The following is a 16,437-nucleotide window of genomic DNA, read 5'->3' as shown; positions in this document are numbered from 1 at the left end:
TACGGTTATCAACAGCCAGCATTGGCAGCGTAGAAGAAACCACTAATTCCGCTGTCCGAAATGCCCGCGGCAGGTCAGACCCAGTACACGGCGACCCAGTACACGCTGATTCGGTACACGCCGACCCAGTACACGCCGATTCGGTTCACCGAGTCGGCGGCCCTGGAAAGACTCGTGGCCTTGATCGTGAGCATCAGTGATGCTTACGTCAATGCCGTTGCGGAGGCCGTGATGGGCGCCTACCTAGACGAGTCGGTCGCGAAGAACTCACCCTGCGCGGGGGCCCGCTGAGGACTCTGGCTGACGTCGATGCTCTCGCCTTTGACGGGGCCGATTGGTGCCACAAGGCGCGTCACGGCGTTTGTGGGCACGTCCCGCCCGAGGGATACGAGATGAAACTACCCGCTTCGAGACGAAGCCGTTGACAAAACGGCGGCATGCAAACTGGGACAGTTTTTGACGAGCGGCACGTTGAGGCGGCTGAGCGGCATGGTGTGTCGGTCCGGCGGTTGTCTCTGTTAGTCGCGGTTCGGGTGGGCATACGGTTACGTGTCAACTGGCTCGGACGAGCGAGCGGACTCTGAATGTGCCTGCTGGGCAAGGAGTCCGGTAAACGCGAATGTGATTTCAATGAAGAGGTGATGTCCCGTGACGATTGTTGAAGAACCTGTAACTGAAGAACGCTCTGCTCTACTGGCCAGGCTTGGCCTGGACGGTCAGAATAAGGCGTCCATGGGTCGAGTGTTGGCGACCGGCTCCATCGCTGAGGCGACCGAGCGTGCTGACGGCACAATGGAAGCTACTATCCGCATCTCAGAGGACGAGATTTGCTGGGAACCAGCCATCCTGGTTCTGCCTCACGGTGGTGTTCTTGAACTGACCGTCATTAACGATGACAAGAACACACACGCCTGCCTCCTACCGAGCAATGGCGACCAGAAATTTCTCTGGTTGGTCAATCACTCCAAAGGACGGGCGACGATCAATCTGGATGGCCCGGGTTACTACTGGTACAGCTCGCCCGGAGGTAACGACGAGGGACGCGGTCTGACCGCCGCAATCGTTGTCCAGGGTGAAGTGCCCCCAGAAGCCCGACTTGATCGACCCGAACAACCCCGACCATAGATAAGGGATTGAACTGATGACAATAGAATATGTGGACGCTGGCGAGGCCATCAACCACTCTGCGCTGAGCGCCATGCCGGGAATCGCCCCTGCGGTGACCGACAACATCGATTATGAGCGGCTCTTGAAAGCGCGTTCGGAATCGCAGAACTGGCTCACCTACTACGGTGCCTATGACGGACAGCGGTACAGCCTGCTGGACCAGATCAACTCGGAGAACGTGAGCAAGATCGCTCCCGCCTGGATTTTCCAGGCTGGCCAAGCCGGTCAGATCGCGGGTGCGTCGACCTACGCATTCGAGACCTGCCCCTTGATCGTGGACGGCGTCATGTTCGTGACTGGCTGGGACGGCTGGTTCTGGGCCCTCGACGCGGCGTCGGGCCGGGAACTCTGGCGCTACAAGCATGCCGTGCCCTTCGATGTTTCGCTCTGTTGCGGCAACGTCAACCGGGGTTGCGCAGTGGCCAACGGCAAAGTCTACTTCGTGACTCCCAACGCCCAGCTGGTTGCACTGGATGCAACTAACGGTGACGTGGTGTGGCAGAAGACCATCGGCGACGTGCGCGCTGGTGAGAGCGCCTCGATCGCTCCGACGGTTATCAAGGACCTGCTCATCACGGGCAGTGCTGGCGGCGAGTTCGGGGTACGGGGTCACATCGACGCCTGGGACCTGGAGACCGGCGAGCAGCGCTGGCGCACGTACACCGTGCCGAAGCCGGGCGAACCGGGCTCCGAGACCTGGCCCGCTGACGGTGAGGCTTGGCAGCGCGGTGGCGGAAACCACTGGGTCACTGGTTCGTATGACCCGGAGACAAACCTGTACTACGCGGGCACCGGCAACCCGGCACCCGACTTCGACGGCGAGGTTCGCGAGGGCGACAACCTCTACACCGACAGCCTTGTCGCGCTGGACGTCGACACAGGTGAGATCAAGTGGCACTACCAGTTCACTCCGCACGACCTGTGGGACTACGACTCCACAATGGAAATGACGCTGTTCGAGCGGGATGGCAAGAAGTTGCTGGGCCACTTTGATAAGAACGGCTACTTCTTCGTGCTGGACCGCACCAACGGTGAGTTGCAACACGTGACTCCCTTCGTGGATCGGATCGACTGGGGTGTCATTACCCGAGACGGTAAGGTCACTCCCCGGAAGTACCCGGAGAAAGAGGGCGAACCGGTGCACTTCTACCCCGGCCCGGCTGGTGCGAAAGAATGGACGCACGCGGCGTACAGCCCGAAGACCGAGATGTTCTACGTGCCTGTGGCCGACGTTGGTGCGACCGCCACCCGCCGGCGGCGCGAGTTCAAGGAGAGCATGCCCTACTGGGGCGCTGGTGTCGCTGTGGACATTGACGACATGGCCGGGTCGGTCAGTGCGTTCGACACTCATGGTGAAGAGAAGTGGCGCTGGCGTCTCGATTACCCCATGGCCGCATCCGTGCTTGCCACGGCCGGCGATCTGGTGTTCGCTGGCACCCCGACCGGTGAGTTCGTCGCACTGGACGCCCGAACCGGTGAGAAGTTGTGGGAGTTCCAGTGTGGCAGCGGCCATCACGGTAGCTCCTCGACCTATAGCGTCGACGGCAAGCAGTACGTCGTCGTCCCAGTGGGTTGGGGTGGATGGCTTGAAGGCATCATTCCCGGAATGCTCGGCGCGGGCCACGGCAGCGCGTTGATCGCCTTCGCCCTGCCTGGGTGATTGCCATCCCAATACCCAACCCATCCGGAGACTGAAAGGAGAAAACGAACATGATCGTAGACAACAATCTGCCGAAGTGGGAATCGCCCACGCTCGCAGAAATCCGCGTGTCAGCTGAGGTAACCGCTTACGCGGGCACCCTGGATATGTAAGCCATCCGGTGTGGTGCCGGGCCGAGTTGGCCCGGCACCCCACCGGATTCACAACGAAAGGATGCGGCGGGGATGTGGGCACGCGTGCTGGGATCGGCAGCCGGGGGAGGGTTCCCGCAGTGGAACTGTGCATGCCCTCAGTGCCGCGCGGTACGAAGCGGCTCGCGACCCTGCGTTCCACGCTCCCAGTCGTCCATTGCGGTCAGCGCTGACCGGCAGCAATGGTTTCTGTTCAACGCCTCACCGGACATCCAGTCACACATAGAATCCTTTCCCGCCCTGCACACCGACGACGGTAGAGTGACGCGGCTACAAGCTGTTCTGCTCACCGACGCTGAACTCGACCACACGCTCGGCCTGCTTCTGATACGGGAGGGCCGCGGACTCGAGGTGCACGCGACGGAGTCGGTGTACGAGACCCTCAGTACCGGAACCGGGATACTGCGAACGCTCAAAGAGTATTGTCCGGTCACGTGGCGACCGGTGGTCCCCGGCACCGAGGTGCTTCTAGGCGGAGGGCTGTCGTACCGCGCTTTCGACGTCCCCACCACGAAGCGGATGCGCTTCGTCGGGGCCGCGGAGAAAGGCAGGGTCGTGGGTTACCGCATCACTGACACCACCAGCCGTCAGAGTCTGGTCTACCTCCCGTGCGTGCAGCAGCTCACGCGCGACATTCTGGAGGAGTTGACGGACTGCTCCACCTTGCTGATCGATGGCACCTGCTGGAGTGATGACGAGATGCCCAGCCTCGGCCTGGCTAGCAAGACCTCGCGTGACATGGGACATGTTCCAATTGATGGGCCGAGCGGCAGCCTTGAGCTGCTGTCACCGCTGCTCATCGATCGCAAGATCTACATCCATATCAACAATACCAATCCGATATTGCTCGACGATTCGCCAGAACGGCTGCTTCTTGCCCGGCATGGCATGGAAGTCGCCGTGGACGGGCTTGAACTTGAGATCTAAGGAGCAACGATGACGTTACTACTCACATCCGAAGAAACGGTACTACTCACACCCGACGAACTAGAAGCGACGCTCCGCGCGCACGCTAAGCAGTACCACAGCGAGCATCCGTTCCATCGCCGTATGAACGAAGGACAGTCCAGCCCCGAGGAAATCCGCGGGTGGGTGGCCAATCGCTTCTACTACCAGTTGAACATTCCCCGGAAGGATGGGGCGATCCTCAGCAACTGCCCAGACCGTGAGGTACGACGCCGCTGGGTGCATCGGATCACTGACCACGACGGCACCACGGAGGGAACCGGCGGCATCGAGTCGTGGCTGCGTCTCAGCGAGGCCGTTGGCCTGACTCGTGAAGAGGTAGAGAACTCACAGCACCTGCTACCCAGTGTGCGATTCGCCGTCGACGCCTATGTCACCTTCACGCGAACCCGTCCATGGGTGGAGGCGGTGGCATCGTCGCTCACCGAGCTGTTCGCACCCGACCTGATGGCAAAGCGACTCGCGGCATTCGAACGCCACTACACCTGGATCGACCCAGAGGGTCTCGCCTACTTCAGGACTCGGATTACCCAAGCGCCCCTCGACTCAGAGCACGGTCTCGCGATCGTGAGGGAGCACTGCGTCACTCCAGAGACGCAGGCAGCCGCTGTGGCGGCGCTGTCGTTCAAGTGCGATGTGCTGTGGAGCATGCTCGATGCGATTGACCAAGGCTATGGAACTCACTGACGAGGACGCCCGGCCGCGGTTGGCGCCGCACGTGCGGCTGACCTACAGCGCCGCGCGCAAGGAATATGCGCTGCTCTCACCGGAGACGATTTGGGTCATTAACGCCACCGGAGCCGCGATCGTGGAGCTGTGCGACGCCCAGCGAACTATCGCGGAGATCAGTGCCGAACTGCGCGACCGATACGACCAGGTCGCTGAAAGCGACGTCCGAAGCTTCGTGGCTAATCTCGTCACCAAGCATGGCATGGAGGTAAATCATGGAAAAGCCCTACGGACTGCTCGCTGAGCTCACATACGCCTGTCCGCTGCAATGCGCCTACTGCTCTAATCCGCTCGAGCTCGACGCCTATCGCGATGAGCTGAGTACCGAGGACTGGCAACGAGTATTTGCCGAGGCGGCGGAACTGGGTGTACTTCAGCTGCACCTCTCGGGCGGCGAGCCATTGCAGCGCCACGACATCGTCGAATTGGTGCAGTGCGCTACCGACCTGGGCTTGTACACCAACCTGATCACCAGCGGGCTCGGTCTGTCCACTCGTCGCGCCGAGCAACTCCTCGCCGCAGGCCTCGACCACATACAGCTCAGTATCCAGGCCGATGAGGCGGCCCTGAACGACCAGATCGCGGGGACTACTTCGTTCGAGCGTAAGCAGGTGGCCGCACAGCTCGTCAAGCAGCTGGGCTGGCCACTTACCCTCAACGTTGTGCTGCACCGGCAGAACATCGACCGGATCGGCGGAATTCTCGATATGGCGGTGGCGATGGACGCGGACCGTGTAGAGCTGGCAAACACACAGTACGCCGGCTGGGCAGGGCATAACCGCGATGAGTTGCTGCCGACCCGGGACCAGCTGGAGCGCGCTGAGGCGGTGGTGCGGGCGGCACGAGAGCGGCTCGGCGACACAATGGAGATCATCTACGTCATCCCTGACTACTACAGCAAGTACCCCAAGCCCTGCATGGATGGTTGGGCCAGTCGCCAGTTCACGGTTGTACCCAACGGCGAGGCGCTGCCGTGTCCGGCGGCCCATGAGTTGGGCCGCGCCCTTGACCTACCCCCGGCCAACGTGCGCGAGCATTCCCTGGAGTGGATCTGGGAGTCGGCGCCACTGTTCCAGCAGTACCGCGGCGACGCGTGGATGCCAGACCCCTGCCGCAGCTGTGACCGCAAGGAAATAGACTTCGGCGGCTGTCGTTGTCAGGCCTTTGCACTCACCGGCGACGCTGCCCGAACTGACCCGGTCTGTCATCTCTCGCCCGACCACGGGATCGTTGAGGATGCCGTGGCGGCAGCTAATGACCCGCTGCGTCCGCAGGAGAGCTCGCTGACTCCCCGCTCGAAACTGATCCGCACCAAGAAACGGACGACCGCCAGTACGCGGGGGATGTCCGCGACAACGCTCGTCCAGTTCTCCGAAACCATATTGAAAGGCAGGCAATGATAGGCGTAATAGCGCTCGGATTCGTCCTCGGTATGGACAACTTTCGCACATCGATCGTGCTCGGACTACTCAAACCAACCTGGCGCGAGTCACTGAAAACGTCCCTATACTTCGGCGTCTGGGATGGCGTGGCACCGCTCGTCGGGATGCTTGTCGGCGTATTCATGAGCACCAAGATCTCTGACACGGCCGAGATGATCGGTGCGGCGGTCCTGGCCGGGTACGGCCTCTATCTCGTTATTAAATCGATCCGGTCACCCGAGCGTGTGGACCCGGACATGAAGGTCGCTCGACGCTGGCTGCCCGTGCCGTTGAGCCTCGACAATGTGGCCGGGGGCGCGGCCCTCGGCCTCGTAGGCGGAACGATATGGATCGCGCCTTTGCTGTTCGGAGTCACCACCGCGATCCTGTCGTTCGCCGGACACGCGATCGGTAAAACGGCCGTCAACCTCGTTCCCTTCAGCGTTCGTCCAGACCTGCTGACCGGAATCGGCGTTCTGCTGATGTCGGGCCTGATGTTCACGGGCGTAGGCGACTTCTGATGTCGAACATCGACGCGCGTAACAGGGGAGAAGCCAGTGCGCGGCCGCTGTGCTATCACTGCCTAGAGTCCTATGCGTCGGCGGAAGCTGACCGGCACACGGTGCCAGTCAGCTGCGAGGCTGTCTGTCCGCGCTGCAAGATGATGCCGGCGTGCTATACGTGTCGAAACATGTATTGCGCCTGCGAAGTGCACCAACACTGAGGGGCTCGGCGTGACGATTGAACTGGCGTGCGTCCCTAAATGTTCAGTGCACGGCGTACCGCGCTCACGTTTCGCCGGGACACCGGCACCCTGGTGTTCTCGCGATTGTCCATGACCAGGACCAATTCGCCCTTGTCTCTGCGTTCCACCTCCCGAATTCGGCTGAGATTGACAAGGTACTGACGGTGCACTCGCAAGAAAACGCCAGTATCGGCTAGATCGTTGTCGAGTTTGTCCAAGCCGGACAGAGCAGCGCGCAGCTTGCCTTCATTCGTGAGAAGCCACACGTCGCTGCCGTCTGATTCGGCCACGGCAACCTCTGACGTCCCGAGCAGCACCATGCGATTCTCCTCGCGAAGGGCCACTATTCGACGGGACTGTCCCAGCAAGATCCCGCCTGTTTGTGCCTGTCGAAACTGCTCTCCAGCGAAGCCACCGAACGAGATCAGGTGTCCAATCACAGTGCGGTGCAGGAAGACGGGGCGAATTCCGATCGATAACAATTCGTCTGCCCGAGTGGTGAGGATCTGCGTCGAGCCGGTCCATCCCGGGTCTGCGCTCGCCCGCTTAGTGGCATAGCGGGCAGCGTGGATAAATGACGGGAGCTGCGGAGTCCAGCGCACAGCAGGGTTGACCGCGGGGGTGTTGCCGGGTACGCCGAGAATGATGCTCGCCGCATCGTCGGCGATCACCACCCCACCTGCCGTGTCGACGGCGACGAGTGACTCGTTCGGCCGTCCCCCGGCGTGGGAGAAAGCGGCGAGCATCTCACTGCCGCTGTCGTGGGCGCGCTTGCGCAAACTGTTCTGGGCATGGGTGGCAGCGGTCTCCAGCCATCTGCGCGAGGATGGTGGCAGTTCAGTGCGCCAACACGAGATGTTCAGGACGGCGAGTGGCTCCCCGCCCACCACGTCCCGCACCGCGATACCTCCGCAGGACCATTCGTGGAAGGCCTGGGCCCAATGCTCCGATTGCCTGATCAGAACCGCGTGCTTGGTTTCGAGTGCTGTACCCATGCTATTCGTGCCCACCGCGCCCTCTGACCAGCAAAACCATGGCGCGAGGCCACCCTCAGTGGCGATTGAGCGGGTGTTCTTGTCGCCCCAGGCGGCGAGAATTCTGCCGCTGGCGTCGGCAACGGTGATAACGCCTCCGGTGTCGGCTAGCTCGTTTGCCATGGCAGCGGCACGAAAACCCAGCTCTGCAAAGACGACATCTTGATCGAGGGAGTGCGTGACCTGTGAGACCGCGTTAGGGGCCTCGGACAGAAACGGGTCGATGTGGTACTTATCCCTGGATCGCTGCCACGAGATCGCCACTTCTGGCCTCACGCCGTAGACATCGTCCTCTCCCTGAACAAATCGTTGCCACGCGCCATGGATGTCGGTCGCGGTCGAGTCGCGGGATGTCGGCTGGGGTCGCTGGTCATTTGAAATAGTGCACTGCCTTAGGGCTACTCATCAAATCGCACGGTCTACCACGAGGTCCAAAACACCAACCTCGAGCGGGCATCGCGGGTACGGACTGCTCCTGGCCCGATTTATGAGCCAGCCAGTGCAGTGAGTGCTCCCACGGTGCATCCACCGAACGCGATTCGCTCCACTATTACATTCGCTGGTGTAATAGGAAACCATAAGGCGCGGCAGCCCTATTCGCAAATCCCAGATTTACCTACCTAAACAGGTGGTTCGAACCGTCTGAATGAGCGTTTCCCCTACCCGCAATTGATAGAAGGATGGGATGATCGCTTCTTCTCCGGAAAGGCAGTCCGATGCGACAAACTTCAGCTTCTTGTCTCGATGCGTGGATGGGCCGGGAGGCCTTCGCCGAGGCCATGATCCCGGTGATAGGCCGCCTGTACCGCGAAAACAACGTGCTCATCAGTATTCACGGCCGGAGTTTGATCAACAACTCCACAATGGACATCCTCAAGGCGCACCGCTTCTCGCGCCGGGTCGGCAAAAACGAATTGCTCCTGGAGGAGACTTTTCCGTTACTGAACACTCTGGCGAAATTGCAGCTCGGTTCGGCCGCGATCGACATTGCCAGCCTGAACCAGAAGTTCACAGAAGATGGCAGCGGTGCCACCTTGGAGGAGTTCCTTCGCGCCGAGCTCGCCGGGATCGTGGGCAAGTACGGTGACGAGTACGGTACCAGCACCGACGTCGTGCTCTACGGCTTCGGCCGGATCGGCCGACTCTTGGCCCGCTTGCTGATTGAAAAGGTGGGTGGCGGTCATGGCCTTCGCCTGCGTGCCATTGTCGTGCGCCGCGGGGCTGACAACGACCTTTCCAAGCGTGCCAGCCTGCTGCGCCGTGACTCGGTTCACGGTCCCTTTGACGGCACCATTCGGATCGACGAGGATGCCAACACGATAACGGCCAATGGGGTGCAGGTGCAGGTCATCTACTCGAACAACCCTGCCACCGTTGACTACGCAGCCTACGGCATCACGAACGCCCTGGTGGTGGACAACACCGGTCGTTGGCGTGGCGCCACAGGGCTGTCCCAGCACCTGCAGAGCACGGGTGTTGCACGGGTACTGCTAACCGCTCCGGGGGACGGTTCGCTGAAGGACATCGTCCACGGCATCAATCACGACACCATCACTGATGCTGACCGGATCGTGTCGGCGGCGTCCTGCACTACGAACGCCATCACTCCGGTGCTCAAGGCCATAAATGACAGGTTCGGGGTAATCCACGGCCACGTGGAAACCGTCCACTCGTTTACCAATGACCAGAACTTGGTCGACAACTTTCACGAAGGTGCCCGGCGCGGCCGTTCCGCTGCACTGAACATGGTGATCACCGAGACGGGGGCCGCGAAGGCAGTGGCCAAGGCGCTGCCCGAACTGCTGGACAAGCTCACGGGCAGCGCCATCCGGGTCCCCACGCCGAACGTCTCCCTCGCCATCTTGAACCTCAGCCTCGAGACCGCAACGACCAGGGACGAGGTGAATGATTACCTTCGTGAGATGTCGCTGCATTCTGACCTGCGCGAGCAGATCGACTACAGTGACTCACCCGAGGTAGTCTCCACCGACTTCGTCGGTTCCCGTCGTACCGGCATTGTGGACGGATTCGCCACCGTCTCAACGGACAAGACCCTAATTCTCTACGTCTGGTACGACAACGAGTTCGGTTACAGCTGCCAGGTGATCCGCGTCATGGACGAGATGGCTGGCGTGCACCGCCCCTTCTTCCCCGCGACTGATGTCGTTCGGGAGGCCTTGTCCGTGCTTTCCGCCGTGTGAGCCGTGACACGAAAATTGGAATTTTCACCGGCGGTGGCGATTGGCGGGGCGGGAACCCGTGCTGCGGCCGAGCGGCTCACGGACGCAGAACTAAAAATCGTGGATGTTCCGCAGGCTGTGGACAACGACCATGATGCGACCGACTACAGCTTCGGTTTCGATACCGCCGTGCCCATCGCGACGGAAGCCTTCGACAGGCAAAGGAATACCGCAAAATCCCATCACCGGTGCATGATCGCACGTCGTTCCGCAGGAGCGCTACGACGAGGCCGCGGTCTTGTTCGGCTGAGCCTCGTACGCGGTGATCTGGCCGATGCGTCGCACGTGGCGCTCGGCATTGCGGAAGGGCTCGGCCAAGAAGGCCTCGATCAGTTCGGTGGCCTCCTCAACGGTGTGCTGGCGACCCCCTACGGCCACCACGTTCGCATCATTGTGTTCGCGAGCCAATTTTGCCGTCTCGATGTTCCAGGCCAGGGCCGCGCGCACGCCTATGACCTTGTTTGCAGAGATCTGCTCACCGTTGCCCGAGCCGCCCAACACTATCCCGAGAGCGTCCACGCCCGCGGCTTGGTCGGCCACGACGGCGGACGCGGCAGTGATGCAGAATGCCGGATAGTCGTCCTCGGCGTCATAAGCCGTGGGGCCGTGGTCCACCATCTCGTAGCCTTTGGCTGTCAGTGCCGTGATTAGGTGGGAACTGAGCTCCATGCCGGCATGGTCGGTTGCGATGTGAACGCGCATGAGTGCTCCTTCAGACTCGTCGGGGTTACGTGTGGCTGGAGTGGAGTGCTGCTGTGAAGGCACGCTGGCCTGCGTCGCGCAGTGACGCAATGGCATCCGCAGGCGAGGACTTGCCGTAGACGGCCGATCCGGCGACGAAGACGTTGGCTCCCGCTTCCGCGGCCCGCGTGATGGTTTCTTCGGTAATGCCGCCGTCGACCTGAATGGCTACGTCAACCCCTGAACCCTCGATAGCTTCCCGGGCACGGCGGATCTTGGGTAGCACAACATCTAGGAACGACTGCCCGCCAAAACCGGGCTCCACCGTCATGATCAGCAACATGTCCAGCTCTGAGAGCATGTGCAGATACGGTTCAACGCTCGTGGCCGGGCGAAGCGCCATGCCTGCCTTGGCTCCCCTGGCACGCAGCTCGCGGGCCAGTTTGATGGGTGCGTCCGACGCCTCCACATGGAAGGTCACCGAGGCCACCCCGGCATCGGCGTAGGACGGCGCCCAGCGGTCGACATCGGAAATCATCAGGTGCACGTCCAACGGCACTGGGCTGACCTTCTGCAGCCGTTCCACCACCGGCAATCCAATGGTGAGGTTCGGCACGAAGTGGTTATCCATGACGTCGACGTGAACGGCGTCGGCGTTGCCGATGCGGGCCAATTCGGCTTCGAGATTGACGAAGTCGGCCGAAAGGATGCTGGGGTTGATGCAGCACTGCAAGGGTGAAATGGACATGGTGTCTGCCTTTCGGTAGCGGTTTAGAGCGTGCGGATCGGGCCCGGATTAGGCCGGCAGCGTCGTAGCTGAGAGATCAGCGGATCAGGGCGCGTTCCCGGGCCGTGACGAGGGCGCCTTCCACGTCGGCCAGAAGTTCCTTCCAACTGGCTACGAACTTGTCCAGTCCTTCGGATTCCAGGAGGGCGACGACCTCGGTGTAGGAGATGCCGAGGCCTTCGAGGTCCGTGAGCACGCCGGCTGCTTCCTCGTAGGTGCCGGTGATGGTGTCACCGGTGACTACGCCGTGGTCGAAGGTCGCGTCGAGTGTCTTTTCCGGCATGGTGTTCACGACGCCGGCAGCAGCCAGGCCGATGACATACAGGGTGTCGGGGTAGGCGGGGTCTTTGACGCCGGTGGAGGCCCACAGGGGACGCTGAGGCAGTGCGCCGGTCTCGGCCAGGACTGCCCATCGCTTAGTGGAGAACAGCTCTTCGTAGACCTGATAGGCAAGACGGGCATTGGCCACACCTGCCTTGCCCTTGAGCGCTTTGGCCTCGTCGGTGCCGATGGCATCGAGGCGCTTGTCAATCTCGGTGTCCACTCGAGAGACGAAAAACGATGCCACCGAGTGGACCTTGGAGAGGTCATGGCCGTTTTCCATGGCCAATTTCAGACCGGACTGGAATGCCTCGATAACCGCGCGGTAGCGCTCCAGGGAAAAGATCAGAGTGACGTTGACGCTGATGCCTTCGGCCAGGGTAGCCGTGATGGCCGGAAGGCCTTCGAGTGTCGCTGGAATTTTGATGAGGACGTTGTCCTTACCGACCTTCTTGTAGAGCTGCTTGGCCTCGGCGATCGTCCCGTTGGTATCCCAGGCGAGGCGGGGATCGACTTCGATCGAGACACGGCCGTCGACGCCCTTGGTAGCGGCGGCAACCGGGGCGAAGAGATCGCAAGCGTCGGCGACGTCGGTGGTGGTGATCTCGAAGATCGTCTCATCGAGGCTGCTGCCCCTGGCCGCAAGCTCGGCGATCTTGGCGTCATAGTCCGTGCCGGACGTTATCGCTGCCTGGAAAATGGACGGGTTAGTGGTGACGCCCACGACGTTTTTTTCGTCGATAAGCTTCTGCAGGCTGCCGCTGGAGAGCCGTTCGCGGGAGAGATCGTCTAACCAGATGGACACGCCGGCGTCGGAAAGCTGTGCGGTGGGAGTTGACTGTGTCATGACTCGATCTTCTTTCTTCGAAAACAGTGGTTAGTTGAGTGCCGCGGCGCGGGAAGCCTTGGCGGCGGCGACGACTGCCGGCACCGTAATGCCGAACTCCTGGAATAGGCGCTGATAGTCGGCCGAGGCACCGAAGTGCTCAAGGCTGACGGAACGGCCGGCATCGCCGACGAATTCCTTCCAGCCCAAAGCTAGACCCGCCTCAACGGATACGCGGGCCGTGACGGCGGCTGGCAGGACGGACTCGCGGTAGGCGGCGTCCTGTTTGTTGAACCACTCGACGCACGGCATGGAGACCACGCGGGCGGCGATACCCTCGGTGGCGAGTGCTTCGCGGGCTTCAACGGCGAGTTGGAGCTCCGAACCGGTCGCGATCAAGATGACCTGAGCGGTGGTGATGGAGCCGACAGCGACGGCTTCAGCCAGCACGTAGCCGCCCTTGGCCACTCCGTCGGCTGAACCAAATTCAGTGGAGGTGGCTACGCCCGTGCCCCGGGCGTAGGTGGGAATGTTCTGACGGGTGAGCACAATACCGGCAGGGTTCTCCGTGGTTTCCAGGATCTTCTTCCAGGACGCGGAAACCTCGTTCGCATCGCCGGGGCGAACCACGTCCAGTCCCGGGATGGCGCGCAGGGTAGCGAGCTGCTCCACCGGCTGGTGGGTGGGGCCGTCCTCGCCGAGGCCGATCGAGTCGTGCGACCATACGTAAATAGACGGGATCCCCATCAACGCGCTCAGGCGTATGGCAGGGCGCTGGTAGTCGCTGAAAATCAAGAAAGTACCCGAGAAAGCCCTGGTCGGACCGCCCAGGTGAATGCCGTTGACGATGGAGGCGGCTGCGTGTTCGCGAATCCCAAAGTGTAGTACCCGGCCATAGGGGTTGCCGGACCACGTGTCGGTCTGCTTGGATGCCGGCACGAAAGACCCATATCCCTCGATGGTCGTGTTGTTGGAGCCGGCAAGGTCGCACGAGCCGCCCCAGAGTTCGGGAAGCACCGCGCCGATGCCGTTGAGGACTTTACCGGACGCTGCGCGGGTGGAGATGTCCTTGCCAGGTTCAAAGGTAGGAAGGTTTGCTTCCCAGCCGGCCGGAAGCTCTTTCTTTTCGATGCGCTCGAGCAGGGCAGCGTTTTTCGGGTTGACGGACTTCCACGCGTTGAAATCGGTGGTCCATTTGGCATGGGCTTCCGCTCCGCGGTCGATGACCTTGCGGGCGTGGGCCAGGATTGCCGGGTCGACGTCAAAGTTTTTATCCACGTCGAATCCGAGTTCAGCCTTCAGTGCTGCCACTTCGGGGGCACCCAGAGCGGACCCGTGGATGGCACCCGTGTTCTGCTTCTTGGGCGAGGGGTAGCCGATGATAGTGCGCAGGGAGATGATGGACGGTTTGGAGGTCTCGGCCTTCGCGGCCAGCAGTGCTGAGTGGAGGGCTTCTACGTCTTCAACGTACTCGCCCGTCTCGGTCCAATCCACGCGCTGGGTGTGCCAGCCGTAGGACTCGTAGCGTTTGAGAACGTCTTCGGTGAAGGCGACGTCGGTGTCGTCCTCGATGGAGATATGGTTTTCGTCATAGATGACCACGAGGTTGCCCAGTTCCTGATGCCCGGCCAGGGACGACGCCTCGGACGTGACACCTTCCTGCATGTCGCCGTCGGAAGCAATAACCCAGATGGTGTGGTCGAACGGGCTGGTGCCGGGGGCAGCATCGGGATCCATGAGCCCGCGCATCCGGCGCTGCGAGTAGGCGAAACCCACTGACGAGGCCAAGCCCTGGCCGAGTGGGCCGGTGGTGATTTCCACACCCTTGGTGTGCTTATATTCCGGGTGTCCGGGCGTCAGGGAACCCCAGGTGCGCAAGGCTTCCAGGTCGCCGAGCTCCAGGCCGCAGCCCGACAGGAACAGCTGGATGTACAGAGTCAGTGAGCTATGCCCAGGGGATAGGATGAAACGGTCGCGACCTATCCAGTCGAGGTCCTTCGGGTCGTGTCGCATCAGCTTCTGGAAAAGAAGGTAGGCGGCCGGGGCAAGACTCATGGCGGTGCCGGGGTGGCCGTTGCCGACCTTCTCAACGGCGTCCGCGGCCAAAACCCGGATTGTGTCCACGGCGCGCCGGTCCTCGGACGTCCAGGTCAGTATCTCTGAATCTGTTGTGCTGGAATAGGTAGCTCTCGGATTCACGATTAATCCCCTTTGATTCGATCATCGGCCTGTAGCGGTCGAACGGATGCTTCTGCGTGATATCCACGATCTCTAAACAAACGCGTAGGGGTAATACTGTTTTCTGACGGTTCTAACTACACTTTGGGATAGGTTGGGAGTCTTTTCAACCCGGTAGTGTATGCACATGAACGCCTCCGCCGATCAGCGCCGCAAGGTAGTCCCCGTGCCTCTTTCGGAACTGCCGTGGCCACTTTTGCAAGCTGTGGCGGAACTGGCCGACGCCCCCTTGACCCAGATAGCAAAAGGACTGCGTGACGCCATACTTCCCTACCTGGGAAGCAGTGCGCTGATCATTTTCACCGAAGACTGCACGGGGCGGCCGCAGAAGAAGGCGGGCGATGAAGACATCATCTCAAAGGTCTCTATCGTCGAACTTGGCGCGCTTCGCGCTGCCCTTCCCGATGAGGCTCCCTGGTTCGGAGAAGCTGAGCTCGCCGGGCGACACCGCCCCGTACTCGCCCTGAAACACGCCTCCAGCAATGCGCTCCTCGTCCTGACGGACCCGCAGTCGAACGATCCGCAGCACGCCGACGAGGACGATTTGGTGATGTATCTGTGGCGCATTGCTGCCCGGCGGATTCGTGAGAAAGTGACCGATGCGCCGCCGTCGTACCTGCTGGAATCCCGGGCGGCCTCGGCTGAACGTATTCGCGTGACGGCGGAACTCACGGATCTGCACTCCACAACCCTGGAGATCCTCCTGGCAGCGCTGCGCTCGGATGATACGTCAGCCCACTCGGCCGTCATTGACCTCACCGCCAAAGCTCTGGTGGAGCTGCGCACCCTCAGCGACCGCACGAATGACCTGGTCAAAGAACCCGTCGCCACAGCCTTCGAGCGCCTTCGGCAGGACCTGCGACCGCTCACACGCTTCGGTGGCCTTGAGGTCGAGTTCATCGAGCCACCGCTCAATGGAAGGGACTTGCCCGGTGAAGTCGCGCACGCGGCGCGGGCCATCGTTCGCGGACTCCTTCTGGTCATGATGGAACAACCCGACGTCAGCAGGGTCCGGACGCAGTGGGACTGCGATGGGGAGAACTTGCTCATCAACGTAAGAGACAACGGCCGCGGTGCGCTCGCCGCGGATGCGCCAAGCATCATTCGCCTGGACCGTCGGGTGCAGGCACTCAACGGAAATTTGCAGATCGACGTCATGTCGGGATGGGGTGCAGATATCTTCGTGACGCTCCCTCTGGACCCGCCCGCCCGCCCGGCCAGGGATATCACTGCCTGGAACCTCGCGCCCCGGGAGCTTGAAGTTCTCCAGCACCTCGTTGCCGGAGAACGCAACCGCACCATCGCTTCGACATTGGCCATCAGTGAGAATACAGTCAAATTCCATGTGCGGAACCTCTTCAAGAAGCTCGACGTTGCCTCCCGCACCGAGGCCATCGCCCTGGCGCACAGCACCGGACTCCGCTGAGGATG

Annotated in this window: 16 protein-coding genes and 1 pseudogene; 12 read left to right on the top strand and 5 right to left on the bottom strand. The window is 61.6% G+C overall.

Annotated elements, in window-relative coordinates; genetic code table 11:
* Positions 1 to 60: 60 nt before the first annotated feature.
* The 9 genes from CXY74_RS17185 (at position 61) to CXY74_RS17145 (ending at position 6,655) form a co-directional block, all read left to right on the top strand.
* A complete protein-coding gene (locus CXY74_RS17185; protein ID WP_104201524.1) occupies positions 61 to 291 on the top strand; it encodes a hypothetical protein in 231 nt (76 codons plus the stop codon).
* Positions 292 to 648: 357 nt separating this feature from the next.
* Entirely contained in the window at positions 649 to 1,125 is a 477-nt protein-coding gene (locus CXY74_RS17180; protein WP_104201523.1) for an MSMEG_3727 family PQQ-associated protein, read from the top strand.
* 16 nt (positions 1,126 to 1,141) lie between these two features.
* The gene (locus CXY74_RS17175; protein ID WP_104196087.1) at positions 1,142 to 2,827 is read left to right on the top strand and encodes a PQQ-dependent dehydrogenase, methanol/ethanol family; all 1,686 of its coding nucleotides are present in this window, start codon (positions 1,142 to 1,144) and stop codon (positions 2,825 to 2,827) included.
* A 50-nt stretch (positions 2,828 to 2,877) separates the two neighbouring features.
* The gene (gene pqqA / locus CXY74_RS18480; protein ID WP_104134078.1) at positions 2,878 to 2,979 is read left to right on the top strand and encodes a pyrroloquinoline quinone precursor peptide PqqA; all 102 of its coding nucleotides are present in this window, start codon (positions 2,878 to 2,880) and stop codon (positions 2,977 to 2,979) included.
* A 72-nt stretch (positions 2,980 to 3,051) separates the two neighbouring features.
* Positions 3,052 to 3,945 carry a pyrroloquinoline quinone biosynthesis protein PqqB gene (pqqB, locus tag CXY74_RS17165; RefSeq protein ID WP_104201522.1) on the top strand — a complete coding sequence of 298 codons (894 nt, stop codon included), beginning with the start codon at positions 3,052 to 3,054 and terminating at the stop codon, positions 3,943 to 3,945.
* Between the two features lie 9 nt (positions 3,946 to 3,954).
* A complete protein-coding gene (gene pqqC / locus CXY74_RS17160; RefSeq protein ID WP_104196085.1) occupies positions 3,955 to 4,671 on the top strand; it encodes a pyrroloquinoline-quinone synthase PqqC in 717 nt (238 codons plus the stop codon).
* Positions 4,658 to 4,957 carry a pyrroloquinoline quinone biosynthesis peptide chaperone PqqD gene (gene pqqD, locus CXY74_RS17155; protein ID WP_104196084.1) on the top strand — a complete coding sequence of 100 codons (300 nt, stop codon included), beginning with the start codon at positions 4,658 to 4,660 and terminating at the stop codon, positions 4,955 to 4,957. The genes pqqC and pqqD overlap by 14 nt, the downstream gene beginning before the upstream one ends.
* A complete protein-coding gene (gene pqqE, locus CXY74_RS17150) occupies positions 4,929 to 6,113 on the top strand; it encodes a pyrroloquinoline quinone biosynthesis protein PqqE (protein ID WP_104201521.1) in 1,185 nt (394 codons plus the stop codon). Before pqqD ends, pqqE begins: the two co-directional genes overlap by 29 nt.
* Positions 6,110 to 6,655: a manganese efflux pump gene (locus CXY74_RS17145; protein WP_104201520.1), complete on the top strand. Its 546-nt coding sequence runs from the start codon at positions 6,110 to 6,112 to the stop codon at positions 6,653 to 6,655. The genes pqqE and CXY74_RS17145 overlap by 4 nt, the downstream gene beginning before the upstream one ends.
* A gap of 238 nt (positions 6,656 to 6,893) precedes the next feature.
* Here the strand turns inward: CXY74_RS17145 and CXY74_RS17135 are convergent, their stop codons facing one another.
* The gene (locus CXY74_RS17135) at positions 6,894 to 8,177 is read right to left on the bottom strand and encodes a DNA-binding protein (RefSeq protein WP_199183275.1); all 1,284 of its coding nucleotides are present in this window, start codon (positions 8,175 to 8,177) and stop codon (positions 6,894 to 6,896) included.
* Positions 8,178 to 8,629: 452 nt separating this feature from the next.
* On the opposite strand from CXY74_RS17135, the gene CXY74_RS17130 reads away from it, so the two are divergent.
* Together CXY74_RS17130 and CXY74_RS17125 are read left to right on the top strand one after the other, a co-directional pair.
* Positions 8,630 to 10,114, top strand: a complete 1,485-nt coding sequence (locus tag CXY74_RS17130) for a glyceraldehyde-3-phosphate dehydrogenase (RefSeq protein WP_104201517.1) — start codon at positions 8,630 to 8,632, stop codon at positions 10,112 to 10,114.
* A gap of 3 nt (positions 10,115 to 10,117) precedes the next feature.
* A pseudogene (locus CXY74_RS17125) lies at positions 10,118 to 10,354 on the top strand (6-phosphofructokinase); the annotation flags it as partial.
* An 18-nt stretch (positions 10,355 to 10,372) separates the two neighbouring features.
* On the opposite strand, the gene CXY74_RS17120 reads toward CXY74_RS17125, so the two are convergent.
* The 4 genes from CXY74_RS17120 to tkt all read right to left on the bottom strand — a co-directional run bounded on the left by CXY74_RS17120 (position 10,373) and on the right by tkt (position 14,967).
* A complete protein-coding gene (locus CXY74_RS17120) occupies positions 10,373 to 10,855 on the bottom strand; it encodes a ribose-5-phosphate isomerase (RefSeq protein ID WP_104201516.1) in 483 nt (160 codons plus the stop codon).
* Between the two features lie 25 nt (positions 10,856 to 10,880).
* Complete coding sequence (gene rpe / locus CXY74_RS17115) at positions 10,881 to 11,582, bottom strand: ribulose-phosphate 3-epimerase (RefSeq protein ID WP_104196077.1); 702 nt, start codon at positions 11,580 to 11,582, stop codon at positions 10,881 to 10,883.
* Between the two features lie 76 nt (positions 11,583 to 11,658).
* On the bottom strand, positions 11,659 to 12,789 hold the full coding sequence (gene tal, locus CXY74_RS17110; RefSeq protein WP_104201515.1) for a transaldolase: 1,131 nt from the start codon (positions 12,787 to 12,789) through the stop codon (positions 11,659 to 11,661).
* A gap of 30 nt (positions 12,790 to 12,819) precedes the next feature.
* Positions 12,820 to 14,967, bottom strand: a complete 2,148-nt coding sequence (gene tkt, locus CXY74_RS17105) for a transketolase (RefSeq protein WP_199183274.1) — start codon at positions 14,965 to 14,967, stop codon at positions 12,820 to 12,822.
* 166 nt (positions 14,968 to 15,133) lie between these two features.
* On the opposite strand from tkt, the gene CXY74_RS17100 reads away from it, so the two are divergent.
* Positions 15,134 to 16,432, top strand: a complete 1,299-nt coding sequence (locus tag CXY74_RS17100; RefSeq protein WP_104201581.1) for a LuxR C-terminal-related transcriptional regulator — start codon at positions 15,134 to 15,136, stop codon at positions 16,430 to 16,432.
* Positions 16,433 to 16,437 lie beyond the last annotated feature (5 nt).

Origin of the sequence: Cryobacterium sp. Y29 (assembly GCF_002929825.1) — a bacterium.
GTDB lineage: Bacteria > Actinomycetota > Actinomycetes > Actinomycetales > Microbacteriaceae > Cryobacterium.
This window is presented reverse-complemented; position numbering and strand designations above follow the sequence as displayed.